This window comes from Maritimibacter sp. UBA3975 (assembly GCF_002384975.1).
GTDB lineage: Bacteria > Pseudomonadota > Alphaproteobacteria > Rhodobacterales > Rhodobacteraceae > Maritimibacter.
In genome coordinates, this window is sequence record NZ_DGCP01000011.1 from 103,045 (window position 1) to 119,985 (window position 16,941).

The 16,941-nt window shown below is 65.4% G+C and carries 11 protein-coding genes; 2 read left to right on the forward strand and 9 right to left on the reverse strand.

The window, feature by feature from the left end:
* Positions 1 to 45: 45 nt before the first annotated feature.
* The 6 genes from B2585_RS11205 to B2585_RS11230 are packed head-to-tail and all read right to left on the reverse strand — an operon-like array spanning position 46 to position 7,794.
* Entirely contained in the window at positions 46 to 1,623 is a 1,578-nt protein-coding gene (locus B2585_RS11205) for an FAD-dependent monooxygenase (RefSeq protein WP_292023064.1), read from the reverse strand.
* Between the two features lie 3 nt (positions 1,624 to 1,626).
* Complete coding sequence (locus B2585_RS11210) at positions 1,627 to 3,060, reverse strand: aldehyde dehydrogenase family protein (RefSeq protein ID WP_292023065.1); 1,434 nt, start codon at positions 3,058 to 3,060, stop codon at positions 1,627 to 1,629.
* An 8-nt stretch (positions 3,061 to 3,068) separates the two neighbouring features.
* Positions 3,069 to 4,085: an amidohydrolase family protein gene (locus B2585_RS11215; RefSeq protein ID WP_292023066.1), complete on the reverse strand. Its 1,017-nt coding sequence runs from the start codon at positions 4,083 to 4,085 to the stop codon at positions 3,069 to 3,071.
* 24 nt (positions 4,086 to 4,109) lie between these two features.
* Positions 4,110 to 4,895 carry an IclR family transcriptional regulator gene (locus B2585_RS11220; protein ID WP_292023068.1) on the reverse strand — a complete coding sequence of 262 codons (786 nt, stop codon included), beginning with the start codon at positions 4,893 to 4,895 and terminating at the stop codon, positions 4,110 to 4,112.
* Positions 4,892 to 6,829: a TRAP transporter permease gene (locus tag B2585_RS11225; RefSeq protein ID WP_292023070.1), complete on the reverse strand. Its 1,938-nt coding sequence runs from the start codon at positions 6,827 to 6,829 to the stop codon at positions 4,892 to 4,894. Before B2585_RS11225 ends, B2585_RS11220 begins: the two co-directional genes overlap by 4 nt.
* A gap of 11 nt (positions 6,830 to 6,840) precedes the next feature.
* On the reverse strand, positions 6,841 to 7,794 hold the full coding sequence (locus tag B2585_RS11230) for a TAXI family TRAP transporter solute-binding subunit (protein WP_292023073.1): 954 nt from the start codon (positions 7,792 to 7,794) through the stop codon (positions 6,841 to 6,843).
* A gap of 148 nt (positions 7,795 to 7,942) precedes the next feature.
* Between B2585_RS11230 and B2585_RS11235 the strand changes: the two genes are divergently transcribed.
* Positions 7,943 to 9,652 carry a thiamine pyrophosphate-requiring protein gene (locus B2585_RS11235; RefSeq protein WP_292023075.1) on the forward strand — a complete coding sequence of 570 codons (1,710 nt, stop codon included), beginning with the start codon at positions 7,943 to 7,945 and terminating at the stop codon, positions 9,650 to 9,652.
* Between the two features lie 181 nt (positions 9,653 to 9,833).
* Positions 9,834 to 13,043 carry a reductive dehalogenase gene (locus B2585_RS11240; protein WP_292023077.1) on the forward strand — a complete coding sequence of 1,070 codons (3,210 nt, stop codon included), beginning with the start codon at positions 9,834 to 9,836 and terminating at the stop codon, positions 13,041 to 13,043.
* Positions 13,044 to 13,062: 19 nt separating this feature from the next.
* On the opposite strand, the gene B2585_RS11245 is transcribed toward B2585_RS11240, so the two are convergent.
* The 3 genes from B2585_RS11245 to B2585_RS11255 form a co-directional block, all read right to left on the reverse strand.
* Positions 13,063 to 14,076 carry a lysophospholipid acyltransferase family protein gene (locus B2585_RS11245; RefSeq protein ID WP_292023080.1) on the reverse strand — a complete coding sequence of 338 codons (1,014 nt, stop codon included), beginning with the start codon at positions 14,074 to 14,076 and terminating at the stop codon, positions 13,063 to 13,065.
* Complete coding sequence (locus tag B2585_RS11250) at positions 14,076 to 15,467, reverse strand: cytochrome P450 (protein ID WP_292023081.1); 1,392 nt, start codon at positions 15,465 to 15,467, stop codon at positions 14,076 to 14,078. Before B2585_RS11250 ends, B2585_RS11245 begins: the two co-directional genes overlap by 1 nt.
* 231 nt (positions 15,468 to 15,698) lie before the next feature.
* Positions 15,699 to 16,526 (reverse strand): ion transporter, encoded by an 828-nt coding sequence (locus B2585_RS11255; protein WP_292023083.1) that lies wholly within the window; start codon positions 16,524 to 16,526, stop codon positions 15,699 to 15,701.
* Between the last annotated feature and the right edge of the window lie 415 nt (positions 16,527 to 16,941).

Genomic DNA, 16,941 nt, shown 5'->3' on the forward strand with positions numbered 1-16,941 from the left:
GCATCCGGCACCCCGGCGGATCGGTTTTAAACCCGCGACTGTGGCTCAGTCGACCGCCTGCTCAAGGCCCGATACAGTCGCCAGCGCCGCCACGCAGTCCGCCGGGTCGTCGCCCGCCCAGGCGACATAGTGGTCCGGGCGCACGAGGATCAGGGATGCGCCGTAAGCCGTGTCGGCGCTGTCCTCGACGATATCGAAGGGAATACCAGCTTGCTTCGCGAGATCGGCGCAGCCCGCCCCGGCACCTGGCGCACCGAAGTTCAGCAGCGTGTATCCGTCGCCCAACCGCTCAAACACGTTCGCCCCGTCCGACAGCGTTTGCGGGGCAAGGTGATGACCGGCCCGCGCCGTGAAACTGTGGGTGCCTCGCGCACTCGGGCTGCCTGCCGGGTCCGCCACGATCGGCGACCCCTCGTAGTTCGGTTCAAAGTTGGTCACGGCGGCCCCGGTCGCCGCACGTTTGGCCCAGGCATTCTCGAACGCGGCCCTGTCCTGAGACGGATCGTGGGTTTCGAGGAACGCCCGGTCTTCCTCGATGAAATATTCGATGAAGTCCCGCGCCGTCGAGGCGAAGACCGGCCGCCTCTCGGCGTCGTAGCTGTCGAGCAGCGCTTCGCTCCCCCACCCCTGAAGGCGGGCCGCGAGTTTCCAGCCCAGGTTGCGCGCATCCTCGAAGCCGGTGTTGATGCCGTAGCCGCCATAGGGCGGATGGCTGTGCGCCGCATCGCCCGCGACGAAGACACGGCCCGCACGGTAGCGGGTCGCGATGGACACGCGGAGATCCCAGAACCCCACATAGTCGATCTCGAGGTCGACGGGCTGGCCCACGACCTGCTGCAAGAGCGCTTTGAAATCGTCTGCGTCGGTCGATCCGTCAGGAACCGGGGCGTGGAAGAAGAAGCTGCCAATGTCGACGCGACCGAAGAACTGCCAGTATCCCTTCAGATCGGGGTGGAGCACGTTGTAGAACGCCTTGCCCGGATAGCGTTTGAGAAGCTCGTGCAATTCCATCGACCGGAACACCAGCAGTACCATCAGCTTGTCATGGTCCGACTGAATCTGCGGGATGCCGCCGGTTTCGCGCACCGTGGAGCGGCTGCCGTCGCACCCGACGACGTAGTGCGCAGTGAAGGTCCGGCGCGCGCCGCCCTCCCGCTGCGTCGCGACCACTTCGACATGATCGCCCGTGTCCGACACCGCCTCGACGCTCCATCCATACCGGATGTCGATGCAGTCGATCTGCGCGGCACGGTCACGGAGCACCCGCTCGGTTTCGTACTGCGGCAGACGCTCGTTGGTCGTGTAGTAGTATTCATTGACGCTGGCCCGGTTGAGCCAGTCGTAGTGGTAGTCGCTCATCAGGTGGCCGTAGAGTGTCAGCCCGCCGATCCCGACCGAATCCGGGATCGAGCGCGCGGCCCGGAGTTCCCGTTCGCAGCCCCAGAAATGGAGCGTTTCGGTCGTGCGCTGGGTCAGGTTCTGGCCCTTCGGGATCGGCTGCGGCTCCGGATACCGCTCGATCACCAGGACCGGGATGCCGCGCTGGCCCAATTCGATGGCGAGCCCCATGCCCACCGGCCCGCCGCCCGCGATGATGACGTCGTATTCGATCCGGTCCGCCATCGCTCAGATCATCCCCTGTTCGAGGTAGATGTGCTTGGTCTCCATGAAATCATGCAGGCCCTCCGGGCCGTGGAGCCGGCCGAGCCCGGACTGGCCGAAGCCCCCCGTCTCGGCTTCCGCCGCCAGTCTCATGTGACTGTTGAGCCAGACGGTCCCCGCGCGGATCGCACGGCTCATCCGCATGGCACGCGACAGGTCGGTGGTGAAGACGCTGGCGGCGAGGCCATAGGGCGTGGCATTCGCCTTGGACACCGCCTCCGCCTCATCCGCGAAGGTCTCGATCGACACGATGGGGCCGAAGAGCTCGTCCTGCACCAGCGATGAGGCGACGTCGTCGATGCGAAACAGCGTGGGGGTGAGGAAGGCGCCGGTGTTCAGCGCCTCGCCCCGCAGGACCATCTCGCCCTCATCCCCCGCACGTTCGATGATCGCCTTGAGACGGTCGAGGTTCGCGCGGTCGATCAGGCTTCCCATGTCACTGTCCGGGTCCTTGCCAGGCCCGACCCGGACGGCGGCGAAGGCGGCCTTGATCCGGGATTCAAAGTCCGCAGCGATGCCCTCGTGGACGAGGAACCGGGCGGCGGCCACGCAGATCTGCCCGGCCATGGTCAGCGCTCCGTGGGTCAGCTCGGTCACCGCCTTGTCGAGGTCTGCGTCGGGGAAGATGACGGCGGGCGCCTTGCCGCCCAGCTCCAGCCCGACCCGCTTCAGGGTCGGCGCGGCGGCGGCCATGATGGCCTTGCCGGTTGCCGACGACCCGGTGAAGGAAATCGTGTCGACGTCGGGCGACGACACGATGGCCTGCCCGACCTCGATCCCGTTCTCGTTGATGGAATTCACGACTCCGGGCGGCAAAGACGGGCAATCGGCCAGACACTGCATGATCAGCGCATGAACCAGCGGCGTCTGATGCGCGGGCTTGATGAGGCAGGTGCAGCCGGCCGCGAGCGCCGGGCCGAGCGACCGCACGAGAAGCGTGACGGGCGCGTTCCACGGCACGATGATCCCGGCCACCCCGGCAGCCTCCCGGTGAAACAGCGACATCTGCCCCGGCATCACTTCCTGCATCGTGCCGCGCAGGTTGCGCGCGAGGCCGGCGTAGTAGCGCACCTCGGAAATCGAGCCCATCGTCTCGCCGAAGGCCTCGGCCCGCAGCTTGCCGTTCTCCGCCACGATCAGGTCGACGATCTCGTCGCGCACCGCCTCCATCCGGTCGGCGAACTCGAACAACGCCTGCGCCCGTTGGCGCGGGGCATGTGCCCAGTCGGTGCCGAAGAACGCCGCCCGCGCGGTGCGTGCCGCTTGTGCGACAAGAGCGGCGGACCCGGCATGATACTGGCCCAGAACGCTGTCGTCCGCCGGGTTCACGCTGTCGCCCAGCGCCCCGTCCGTGACCCAGGTCCCGTCGATGAAATGGCGTGCTGTCTGATCGGTCATGGCGGGCCTCAGAGCGTCAGGCCGAGGAGCTTCACGGCGTTGTCCTGATAGATCTTGCGCCGCGTCTCGTTGGACAGGTCCATCTCGTCGAGGATGCGGATGGTCTCGCGGATATACATCGGGCCCGCCTCCGGATCGAAGGGCGCGTCCGAGGCGAACAGGACGTTGTCCTCGCCGAAGAACTCGATGGAATGGCGGATCGCGCTGGCCGAGCCGAAGGTCGCGGTATCCGCCTTGAAGTCCTTGAAATACTCAAGATGCGGACGCTTGAGCGCCTTGCGCACCGCAGCAAGGTCACGGTCGGTCGTGCGCGCGCCCATCTGGTCCCAGCCGGGGCCGACGCGCCCCTCGAAATAGGGCACCATGCCGCCCGCGTGGTGGGTGACGACGTTGAGGCCCGGATGACGGTCGAAAAGCCCCGAAAACACCAACCGCGCCATCGCGACCGAGGTTTCGTAGGGCCAGCCGAAGGTCCACCAGATCTCGTATTCCGAGCGGTCTTCGGTCAGGTAATCGGGGAAATTCGCGCCGCGTGCGGGGTGCAGCCAGACCGCCTTGCCACTCCCCGCCATGTATTCGAAGAATGGCTCGAACTCGGGCAGGTCGAGCGGCTTGCCGTCGACGTTGGTGAAAATCTGCATCCCCACCGCGCCAAGATCCTCGACGTTGCGCCGCGCCTCCTCGACCAGGGCATCGGGGTTGTTCATCACCGCCGAGCCGATGAAGCCGGGAAAGCGGTCCGGATACTGCTGGCAAAGCTCGGCCATGCTGTCCGAGGCGATCCTGGCAAGGTCGAGCGATTTGGCCGGGTCCGCGTATTTCTCGAACGGCGGCGAGGCGAGCGACAGGATCTGGCAGTAATCCTCACCGAACATATCCATCACCTCGAACCGGCGGTCGAGGTTCGTCATCATCGGCACCGCTTCCGAGCGGCGCGTGATATCCGTGGTCTCCCCGACATGGTCGATCAGCGCGTCGTGAAAGGGCTTCGGCCAGATGTGGTTGAAGATGTCGATCTTTTTCATGTCGCTCACTACCTCTTGGTGCGTTCAGAGTTCTCCGAGGACGACGTCCTCGACTCGCATATGCGTCAGGGCATCGCTCAGTTGGGTTCCAGCCGCCCAGATGACATCGGACAGCTCCTGCAATTTGCGGTCGTCAAGCGTGTCGCGGTCGACCGTCATGCACAGGACAGCGACAGGCGCGCGGCTCGCGTCGAAGACCGGTGCCGCGATGCCGACCACACCGTCCGTCACCTCGCCCCGCGCGACGAGCGCGCCGCCCTTGCGCATCTGGCGCAGGGCTTCGGCGATTTCGTCCACCGTGTCGCCGAGGCCGAGTTCGCGCAGGTCGGCCAGGTTCTCATGGATCTTGGCGAGCATCTGACGGCGCGGCAGGTGGGCCAGGATCGCCCGGCTGATCGCCCCGCGCGCCAGCGGCATCGGCCGCCCGCGCGGATAGCTCGACTTGGGTTCCGGCGTGGACACTTCGGAGGCCACGCAAAGCAGCTTGTTGCCGTACCAGCGTACCAGAAGCGCGGTCGACGGGTGGCGGGCCGCGAGTTTTTTCAGCACCGTGCCGCCCTCGAGGAGCAAGGCATCGGATTTGCGCATGAGAAAATCGAGTTCCACCACGCGTGGGCCGAGAGTCAGCCCGTGGGGGCCGTTCTGCGTCAGAAAGCCCGCGTCCTTCAGCGTCTTGATGTAGCGATAGAGCGTGGGGCGGGTATAGCCGAGTTCGGCCATCATCTCGTCCGGCGTCCATTCGAGCCTGTTTTCGGAGAACAGGTCCAGTATGCCCAGAATACGCTCCGCACTTCCGGCGCCTGCGCTCATGCCTGCACCTCCGCCGCGTCGCGGTCACGCCGCATCTCGGTGATCATCAACACGATACCTCCAACAACCCCGAGCGCGTCGGAATAGATCGCGCCCTCGAACATGCCTGCGGGCACGAGGGCGGCCAGACCGAAAGCCGCGAACAGCCCCCGTTTCACCGGGCTCAGGCGTTGCGAGAAGTAGCCCGCAAGGGCCGACGACACCAGCCAGACCCCCATAATGGCCGTCACCAGAGCGAGCGCGATTTCCAACGGCGCGCCGATCAGGATCAGGGTCGGCGAGAAGACGAACAGCACGGGGATGACATAAGCCGACCAGCCAAAGCGCATGGCTGCCCAGCCTGTCGCCATCGACGGTGACTTCGCGATGGAGGCGGCCGCGAAGGCGGCGAGCGCGATGGGCGGCGTGATCATCGACATCATGCCGAAGTAGAGCACATACAGATGCGCCGCGATCGGCTCGATCCCCACCTCGACCAGCGCCGGGGCCACGAGGGCGGCAAGCAGGACATAGACCCCGAGCGTAGGCAGGCCCATGCCGAGGATGATGCAGACGATGGCCGAGAGGGCGAGCAGCACCACCGCGTTGCCACCGCCGATCTGCACCAGCAGATAAGTCAGGTTGAAGCTCAGGCCGGTCACGTTCAGCACGCCGATCACGATGCCCGAGGCCGCCGAGATCAGCAGGATTTCCACGACCCCCAGCCCGGTGCGCGACAGCGCGGAAAAAATCACGCGCAGGCTCGGGCGCAGACCGTCGTAACCGATGGCCAGCGACGTGCCGATCAGGGCCAGCGCCGCCCAGAGTGCCGCGCGCTCGGGCTGGTAGCGTTGCCAGAACAGCAGGTAGATGAGCACCGCGAAGGCGAGCGCGAAGTGCACACCGACCAGAACCTTGCGCCGGCTCGGGATGTCCTCCTTCGGGATGGCTCGGATACCCAGTTTCGCGGCCTCGAGGTCGGCCTGAATGAAGAGCGCGATGTAGTACAGGACCGCCGGAACCAGTGCCGCGAGGACGATGGACGAATACGGCACCGCCAGGAACTCGGCCATGAGAAAGGCCGAGGCCCCCATCACCGGCGGCATCAGCTGACCACCGGTCGAGGCCACGGCCTCGATCGCCGCGGCCTTGTGTCCGGGGTAGCCGTCGCGCTTGATCATCGGAATGGTCACAACGCCGGTGCCGACGACGTTGGCCACGGCCGAGCCGCTGATCGAGCCGAACAGGCCCGACGCCAGCACGGCGATTTTCATCGACCCGCCGCGATAGCGGCCCATGCCGATGATCGCCGCGTCGGTGAAGAATTTCGAACCGCCCGTGAGGTTGAGCAAGACCCCGAACAGGATGAACGCCACCACGACGGTCGAGGCGATGGACATCGGCAACCCGAGGATGCCGTTGGAATCGAACGCCATGTAGCCCGACAGAAGTTGCCAGTTCTGCGGACGCCCCTGAAGGCGGCCCGGAAAGACGTCGCCGAACAGGGCGTAGAGAATGAAGACGCCGATGATGATGACGAGCGCCCAGCCCGTCGCGCGTCTCAGCGCCTCGAGCGTCAGCAGGATCGCGATCAGGCCCGGAAGCCAGACCTCGAGCGGGCGAGCGAAGATCATCAGGACGAGTTGCGGATACTTGACCGCGATGAAGGCGAAGGCGGCCATGGAGGCGAGGGCGAGCACGATGTCGTAGTAGGGAACCCTCGTGCGCACGCTCCCCTGTCTGGCGGGCAGCGTCAGGAACGCGACGGGCAGCACGAAGACCAGCATCGCCGCGAAGAATTGCTGCGGGTAGAGACCGAGGCCGAAGTACCGGTTCACCGACAACGCCCAGCAGATCGCCGTGATCGTCATCAGTGCCGCCAGCACGTTGGCCACCGGCCGCCAGACCGAAGGGGGGAGGCCGGACCCGGCCTCCCGTTCATCCATAGCCGCCATCGGAGGGGTCCTCAGTTAATGCCGACTTCTTCGAAGAAGCGCAGCGCACCCGGATGGAACTCGGCAATACCGGGATCGCCCATCATGTTCTCCGGCTTGAAGGCCCGCATCGGCGGGAATGTCTCGCCCATGACCGCAGCCTGCTCATACATCGCCTTGGCCATCTCGTAGACCACGTCGTCGGAGACGCCGGCATGAGTGAACACGACCTGCGGGAACGCGATATAGGTCGTGTCTTCCAACACGCCCGGCATCGCACCCTCGGGCAGGACGGTGAAGAAGGCGGTCGGCCAATGCTCCCGCGCCGCTGCCAGCGCTTCGTCGCTGTCGTCACCGACGCCCAGCGCGCGCAGGCCGCCCACGGCGGCATCCGCTTCGCGCACCTTGCCCGCGCCGTGGGCGAAGATGAAGCCGACCGTGTCGCCGGCCATGAACGCATCCGCGCCCGCGACCACCGAAGCGACAGACACCTTCTCGACGTCATCGCGGGTCATGCCCGCTGTCGAGTAGAAGGCCGCGAGCTGCGGCAGGATCGTGTTCTGTGCGGTGTAACCGTCGGTCATCGGCTGACCCTTCAGGTCCGCCACCGACATGATGTCGCTGTCGGCGCGCACGAAGATCGCTTCGACGAGCGGCTGAAGATGCCCGACGATGCGCAGGTTCGGGTTCTCGACCCCGTTCCACCATTCGCCGCCGTTGATGGCGTAGTTCACCTCCTGAAGGTTCGCGACGCCGAATTCGATCCCGCCGGAATTCACGAAGGGGATGAACTGGTTCGGACTGGTGGCGGGCTGAATCGTCGTGTTGAGCCCGTTCTTGTTGGCCGCGTTCGCGACCGAGGTTCCGATGTTGTGAAATAGCGAGCCGGGGTTCGACGTGGCGATCCCCACGGTCTGTGCCGCGGCCATGCCTGCGCCGACCACGAGGCCGGCGGCCACAGTTGCGGTCGCAATGAGTTTACGCATTTTCTTTCCTCCCTGTTTGCGTCGCTCCCTCCCAAGAGCGAACCAAAATCTCACAAAATGAGATTCGCGCTCAGTTTGCGGTTGCTAAAGTTGGATGACAAGAACAATTTATGGGCACGTTCCGGCAACGGACCGAGGGAGGAAACTGATGGACGACGATGATACGGCCACGCCGCAGACCGGGGCGCAGGCGCTCCTGGCAGGGCTGAAGGCGAGCGGGATCGACTATCTCTTCGCCAATGCGGGAACCGATTTTCCCTCGGCAATCGAGGCACTTGCAGGCCGAGACGCGGGCGAGATGCCAACCCCCGTGACCGTCCCGCACGAGACTGCGGGCGTGGGCATGGCACATGGCTATTACCTTGCGACCGGGCGGCCCCAGTCGATCATGGTTCACGTCAACGTGGGGCTCGCCAATGCCGTGATGGGCGTCCTCAACGCCGCCTCCGACAACGTGCCGCTGGTGATGATGTCGGGCCGCACACCCCTGACCGAAGTGGGGCACGAAGGCAGCCGGATGACGCCGATCCAGTACGGGCAGGAGATGTATGACCAGACGTCGCTCGTGCGCGATGCAGTGAAATTCAACTATGAAATGCGCTATGCGGATCAGGCCGGTGCGCTTGCCGCGCGCGCGGTGTCGCTTGCCCTGTCCGAGCCGCGCGGACCGGTCTACCTCAGCCTTCCGCGTGAGCCTCTGGCCGAAACGATCGAGGCCCCGCGCCGCTCGGACCCCTCCCCGCGCCCTGCCGCGACGGCTGCCGCACCGGACCCGGACGCGGTGCAGACGGCGGCCGACATCCTGTCCTGCGCAACGAACCCGCTGGTGATCTGTCAGCGCGGAGATCCCGAGGGCCGTCTCGCCGCCGCGCTGTCAGAGCTTGGACGCACGCACGGGATCGGCACCGTCGAACCCTTCGTCGTGCGCAACCTGCTGGCCCATGACGACCCCGCCGCACTTGGCCATGCGCCCAATCTGACGCGGGAGGCCGACGTGATCCTTGTGATCGATTCCGGCGTGCCGTGGATCGAGGCGACCCAATCGCCGGACCACGGCGCGAAGATCGTCCATGTCGGGGCCGACCCGAACTTCACCCGGATGCCGGTGCGCGGCTACCACTCCGACCTTTCGATCACCGGCGACCCCGCGGCCACTGTCGAGGCCATCACGCAGGCGATGCAGACGGACCCGGAGGTGCTGGAGTCCCGCCGCGCCACCCTGCGAACCAAAGCGCAAGATCGCGCCACCCGCCGCGACGCCCTGATCGCAGAGGCCCGCGCGAGCGAGCCGATGGGTGCCGAATGGCTCAGTCATTGCCTGTCGGAGGTCATGGATGACGACGCGGTCATCTTCAGCGAACTGGGCCTCGTTCCCGCCGCGCTGCGCATGAAGGGGCCGAACCGGCTGTTTTCGAACCCCCATTCCGGCGGGCTGGGCTGGGCGCTGCCTGCCGCGCTCGGGGCACAGCTGGCGCGTCCGGGCAAATTGACCATCGCGGCGATGGGCGACGGGTCCTACATCTTCGCCAATCCCGTCGCCTGCCACCAGATCGCCGAGTCGCTGGGCCTGCCCGTCCTTATCATCGTGAAGAACAACGCGATGTGGAACGCGGTGCGCCGCTCGGTCGTCACAGCCTATCCGGAGGGCGACGCGGTGCGCGCCAACGAGATGCCTCTGACCTCGCTCGCACCGACCCCCGATTTCGCGGCCATCGCGGGGGCGAGCCGCGCCTTCTCTGAACGTGTCGACAGCGCCGAGGATCTTCCCGCCGCACTCAAACGCGCGCTTCACGCGATCCGCAACGAAGGCCGCGCGGCGCTTCTGGATGTGGCGGTGGCTGTCTCGGACCAGCATTGACCCGCGCGACATTGGCACGCACGCTTGGCGGCGCACTAGTCTTGGGCCGCTTCGACGCAGTGTCGAAGGCGGTCCGCACTCGGAGGCGATGGTCGGGACTTTCGGCGCTGATGCCGGCACGCGCCGGAACGTCGCTGCGACGGCCCGACCAGCCCCCGCGCTTGGAGGAGAAGAGCAGGCGATGACCATCCGTTTTTTCTCGGACAAGAACCGTCCGGTCCACCTTGGGCCCTTCCCGCTCGAACGGCTCGCGCGGGGACCGATGCCCGACCTCGCCTCGGTGCCCCCCTACCGGCCACTAGACTTCCGTCGGCCCGATGCACCCACTTCCATCGTGAACGCTATGGGTGACTATCAGGCGATGATGGATGCGATCCGCGACGGGCTCGTGAACAAGACGCGGGCCGAGTGCCCGGACGACCCGGCGGAGCGGGCCAATCACCTCAAGGCCTTCGGGTACTTCTCCGATGCCGCGATGGTGGGGGTCGGCCCGCTGCCGGACGCAGCGCTCCTCGACCAGCCTCGGATCAATCCGGATATCGAGCGCCTCGCCCACGACCTGCGCACAAAGCAGACCAAGACGCTGGCCTCGGGCATCGACATGATCATGGCCGACCTCAAGGAGTCGATGGAGGCCCCGCCCACCACCATCGCCGGACACAAGCACACCATCGTCTTTCTCTACGACCATCCGCGCGACCCGCGACCGGACGAGAAGGGCTGCGAATGGCTTGCGGATGCGCAGGCCCATCGCGCCTGCCTGCGCGCCACGGAAACCGCCGTGGTCATCGCCAACTACATCCGCCTGCTGGGCTGGGACGCCAAGGCACATTCCGCGACCTGCACGGATGTCGACCTGAACGTGCTGACCGTGGCCGCCGGTCTGGCCAGTGTCGAGGGCGGGCGTCTCAAAGCGCCCTACCTGGGCGACCGCTTCGGCGTGGCCGTCGTGACCACTGACCTCGACCTGCACCACGACGGCGCGCTCCTGCCTGCCGCCCGCCAGCCCGCGTTTCGCACCAAGGGGCCCGCATGGTGGCTCGGGGCCGGGTTCCGGCGCTCGGCGCTGAACGGCGATCCTTACGCGCGGCGCGACATCGTCGACGGCCCGCACCCGTTCGAAACGCTCAAACGGGTGGAGACGCCCACGACCTATATCGACGAACCCAACGTCGCCCGCGTGCCCAAACGCACCGACATGTTCGCCCGCGCGCAGTTCGGCGACATGGGCAAGGCGGCGCAGGATGGGGCAAAGGGCGGGCACTACGCGCGCAAGGCCGCGCCCTCGATGGCGCAACGGCGGATGCTCGGGGCCTTCGTCCTGTTGCAGGACGGCAAACCCGACGACGGACCCCGCCCGACGGACGCTGAACGCAACGCCGCCAACATCAAGGCTGCGAGCTATTTCCTCGGCATCGATGCGGTCGGGGTCAGCCGCTGCCCGGACTGGACATGGTATTCCCACGACGCGACGGGGGCCGAGATCGACCCGCCCCACGATCAGGCGATCAGCATGATCGTGGATCAGGGCTACGAGACGATGGAGGGCGCGAGCGGCGACGACTGGATCAGCGTCGCCCAGTCGATGCGCGCCTACCTGCGGTTCTCGCTTCTGGGCGGGGTCATCGCGAAGCAGATCCGCAACCTTGGCTATTCGGCCAAAGCCCATACGGTTCTGGATGGCGAGGTGCTTCAACCGCCGCTCCTGCTGCTTTCCGGTCTGGGCGAGGTCAGCCGGATCGGCGAGGTCATCCTCAACCCCTTCCTCGGCCCGCGCCTGAAGTCCGGCGTGGTGACGACCGACATGCCGATGGCGCATGACAAGCCCATCGACTTCGGGATGCAGGCGTTCTGTGAGTCCTGCAACAAATGCGCGCGGGAATGCCCTTCCGGCGCGATCACCGCCGGTCCGAAACTCATGTTCAACGGCTACGAGATCTGGAAATCCGACAGCCAGAAATGCGCGACCTACCGCATCACCACCGAGGGCGGCGCGATGTGCGGGCGCTGCATGAAGACCTGCCCGTGGAACCTTGAGGGGCTCTTCGCCGAGAAGCCTTTCCGCTGGGCCGCGATGAACCTGCCGAAGGCCGCGCCGCTTCTGGCGAGGCTTGATGATGCGGTCGACAACGGCGGGCTGAACCCGGTCAAGAAATGGTGGTGGGACATCGAGCTGTACGAGGATGGCGGCTACCGCCCCGCCCGGGCTCCCGTGAACGCCCGCGACCTGCAAGCCGACTTGAAGCTGACCTACGCGGACCAGACCCTCGCGGTCTATCCCGCGAACCTCGCCCCCCATCCGTGGCCTTATCCCTTCCCGATGGACCGCGAAGCAGGGATCGAAGCGTATCAGGCGATGGTCACGGCGGACGAGTACAAGCGCCGGCGCGAGGCGGGGGACGACAGTGTCCTCCACCGCTACACCGCCGATGGCGAAAGCCCGGTGCTGCGCGTCACCGTCTCCAAGGCCGAGGCCATGTCGCCGGACGTCACCAAGTACGAGTTTCGAACGCTCGACGGCAGCGACCTTCCCCCGTGGGAGGCCGGAGCGCATCTCGACATCGTCGTGGCCCCGGAATACCTGCGCCAGTACTCGATGTCGGGCGACCCTGCGGACCGCTCGGTCTACCAGATCGGCGTGCTGCGCGAAAACGAAGGGCGAGGCGGCTCCATGCTGCTCCACCGGATTTTCAGCGAAGGCCGCAAGATCTTCATCTCCAAGCCGATCAACCACTTCCCGCTGGATGAGAGCGCGACCCGGACGTTCCTCATGGGCGGCGGAATCGGCGTGACGCCGATGATCGCGATGGCCCACCGGCTTCACGCCATCGGCGCGGATTTCGTGCTGCACTACTCTGTCCCGTCGCGCGTGTCTGCGGCCTATCTCGACGATCTGGCCAACGCCCCCTGGGCCGACCGGGTAAGCCTGCATGTCTCCGACGAAGGCACCCGCGCGGACCTCGATACCCTGCTCTCGGACTACGCCCCGGGCTGGCACGTCTACACCTGCGGCCCTGACCGCTACATGAGCGGCGTGATCGACGCGGCGACGCGGCAGGGTTTCCCGGACGAGGCACGCCATCTCGAATACTTCTCAGTGCCCGAAGTGCCGGACTACGAGAACCATCCTTTCACGCTCACCCTCGCCCGTTCCGGCCAGACGCTCGACGTGCCGGAAGACCGAACGGCGGCGGACGTGCTGAATGACGCGGGCTACCGTGTGGACGTGAAATGCTCCGACGGGCTGTGCGGCGTGTGCAAATGCGGCCTCGTCTCGGGCGAAGTCGAACACCGCGATTTCGTCCTGTCCAAAAGCCAGCGTGAGCAGGCCATCATCCTGTGTCAGTCCCGGGCCGCCGAACCCGGTGGCAACGTGGTCATCGACCTTTAGCGGCGACGCACAACCCGGTTCACAGGTTCAGCGTCGTCAGCATGTACCACTGACGCAGCTCATCGCGCACAACCGGCTCGAACACATCGTTGAGCGCCCGCACGGTGGCCCGGATGCGTGCCTCCTCGGACGACCCGTCCGAGACCGGGACCGGGTCGAACAGCCGGACGTCGAAGTCGACGCCCCTGCGGCGTGGCATCACGACGGGGACGAGCGTGGCCCCGCTCCTGATCGCGATCTTCACCGCCCGGGCTGCGTTGGATTCCATCGACACGGGCCGACCGAGCTGCGGGAACCGGGACGAGCCTTTGTGAATCTCGTCGATCATGAAATACCCGTGCGCCGATCCGTTCGTCAGAAAGCGTGACAGGTAGATCGCGCTCCTGCGGCCCGGCGGAAACGCATAGATCCCGCGCCGCTTCCGGGACTCCTCGACGATGCGATTGCTGAACCGGCTTGGTTCCGGCTGATACGGGCCGATCACCGAACGGTTCATGAGCCGTTGGAGCACACCGAACAGCGACTCCCACGATCCGACATGGACCGAGACGAAGATGATCGTGCCGTGACGCTCGGCCAATGCCGTCAGCTGCTGACGCAGCGCATCGGTATCGCTGGCCTGGGCGATCTTCTCGACGGACGCGAACTCGGCGAAGATGCGACCGGTGTTGACCCACCAGTCCGCCAGCACCGCATCGGCACCCGCCGCGTCAGTGCCAAGGATCTTCTGGGTGTTCGCCCGCATATGGGCAAGGAAGGGCGCACTGCGGTTGACCCGGTGCGCCACGGGCCCGAGCATGGCACCCACCCCCGACGCGGCAGAGGCCGGCATCCGGCGCATCAGGTGGTGCATCGCCAGCTTGCCGGTGCCCATCAGCGGATCGGTGAGCCAATGCCAGCGCCAGGCTCGGCGGCGTTCGGCCATCTCCGACCAGGCCCAGGCGAGCGGCGGTCGCGGATCGCGCGGCGCACGGGTGACGTCGAACGACAGCTCGGAAATCGAGCGGGGGTTCTTCGGGTCCGGGGCCGGCATTATCGTTTGCGCAGGATCATTGGCAGGGAATCCCCGGGACGCAGGGTCAGCCGGCAGTGCGGCTTCACCTGCGTACCCGGCTTCAATTCAGGCCGGAACCGCTGTGCAAGGACCGCGAGTGCGAGAATGGCCTCGGCCTCGCCAAACACCATCCCGGCGCAGATGCGCGGGCCGGTGGCGAACGGGACATAGGCATATTTGTTGGGCTTCTTGATGCGCGACCTGTCGTCGGGTTCCAGAAACCTCTCGGGCCGGAAACCGTCGGCATCGGGCCAGAGCGTGGGGTTGCGGTGCAACAGCCAGGCGACGACCATGAAAAGCGAACCTTTGGGAAACACCCTCGGCCCGATCTTCACCTCCCCAATCGCTTCACGCGCGAGAATGGGAACAGGCGGATACAGCCGGAGCGTTTCCGAAACCACCGCGCGGGTGTACGGGAGGTTCGCCACGTCGTCATAGGTCGTCGCCCGGTCCCCCACGACCCGGTCGAGTTCATCCTCGAGCCGCCTGCGCGAAACGGGGTCTTGCGACAGGATGAACCACGCCCACGACAACAGGTTCGCGGTCGTTTCATAGCCAGCCATGAAGATCACGGCGGCCTCGTTGCGGATCACTTCACGCGACAGCGGCGCACCCGCCTCGTCGCGCGCATCCAGAAGGGCCGCGATGACCGTGGTGTCATCGGGCGTCCGCTCTGCCTCGAACCGGTCGATGATCCGGTCCAGAACGGTCCGGATGCGACGGGCCGACTTATGCACCCCGAAGCCGCGAAACCGTGGAAACCACTCCGGCAAACCCATCAATGAGGCGAGGTCGAGCTGGTCGATCCGCCGCTGGTATTCCGCAAATCCCAGCACGATTTCGCGTGCATAGGCCTCGCCCAGCGTCTGGCCGAAGATGGCGCGACAGATCACCTCTGACGTCAACCACGCGAATTCCGCAGAGGCGTCGATCTCGGCGCCCTCACCCATGGCCTCCCAACGGTCGCGGCACTCCTCGATCACCTGGATCATGACCGGTGCGAAGTCGGGCACTCTGGAGCCGTGGATGATCGGCGCGACGATCTTGCGCCGCGCCGCCCAAACCTCGCTGTCACTCACGAAAAGCCCGTCGCCGAGCAGGAGTTCCAGCGCATGACGCATCTGCGGGCTCTTGCGCTGAAGCAGGGGGTGATTGTCCTGAAACACCTGTTTCACGAGATCCGGCGCATTGACGAAAGCCACATCGCGCGTGAGGACTTTCACCCAGGCGATGCGCTGCGAGAAATCCGCCGTCGACCAGATATCCAGAAAGCTCCGGCGCGCCAGAGCAACGCGTTTCAGCGTTGAAGGCGGGGTCTCGAACCGATCGGGATAAGGGGGAACGTAGGGCGGTGAATCAGTGCCGTCCAAGTTCTGTGTCTCCAATTGCAGGGGCTGCCGCCGGCCTCGGCTCGGTGACAGATCAGTCATGCGCCCAAAGTGACCTTCCGGCAGTGAGCGGACCTCTTCATAGCGAAGTTGCGCGCCAATTCAAAAGATTTCGTTCGCGGCGCGATATGGTTGCCCGATAGGGAGCACGGAAAAAAGCAGCGGAAATGACAAACCACACAGCAGGATGCTATCGCCGTTCCTGATGGCGTCTTACCCACGCGAGCGGGTTGGTGAAAACCCCGCAGCCTCGGAAGCTTGACGGTCAGCCCCTTCGTCTGCGGCCTTCAGCTGCTCTTCGATGGCCACGAGACGACGGATGACCTCGTCACGATAAACGTCAGTGGCGGCGTTGGTCTCCTCCGCGTGTGCGTCCTGCATCGAATTGACGATCAGGCCGACCACCAGGTTCACCACGGCGAAGGTGGTGATCAGGATGAAGGGTACAAAGAACATCCAGGCCTCTGGATGCACATCCATCACAGGGCGGACGATGCCCATGGACCAGCTTTCCAGGGTCATCACCTGGAACAGCGTGTAGAGAGAGCTGCCAAGCGAACCGAACCACTCGGGAAAGGTTGCGGCAAAGAGCTTTGTCGCAATGACCGCGGCGATGTAGAAGATCACGCCCATCAGCAGGAAGACCGAGGCCATCCCTGGGAGAGCAGAAATGAACCCCTCCACCACGCGGCGAAGCGTCGGCGCGACGGATATCACCCGTAGCAGCCTCAGGATGCGCAGCGCCCGCAGGACGGACAAGGCGCCCGTGGCCGGCATGAGCGCGATGCCCACGACGAGAAAATCGAACACATTCCAGGCGCTGCGGAAAAAGCGCAGGCCGCGGGCGTAAAGCTTGGCCAGAAGTTCTGCGACGAAGATCGCGAGGCAGGCCGTGTCGAGGGCGACGATCAGACCGCCGGCGGTGTCCATGACGGTTTGGGACGTCTCAAGTCCGAGAATGACCGCGTTGAACAGGATCACCCCGATGATCGCGTAGCGCGTCGATGGTCTGTCGAGAAAATCGGAAAGGCGCTGGCGCAAGTTCTGTCGGCTCCTGTGTGTATTCAGGGGCATCTATGGTCACACATAGGTTATTGCCAGTCCGAACCGGGCAGGATTTCAAGAGTGTGATCGTATGGTGGCCCGCGTCGCGATTACGTCGGCCGCCTGGTGAAATACCGCCAGACGGACATCGAGGACTGGATCGGTGCAAACACCTGTGATGGTGCCCATTGATGTCCTCATACTCAAAAGCAAAAACCAAAGACTCCCGGTTTCTCTGGAAGGACCTTGTCCGCAGCAATCCAGCCTGAGCCGCGGAGCTCGACAGTTTGCCGCCTATGCGGTGGACGAGTACGTGTTCGCCGGCAAGAAAGATTTCTTCGCGAAGAACGAGACCTTGGCAGAAGGTCTCCTGACCGGTGGGGAACCACTTTTGTGCATCGACAGAATTGGA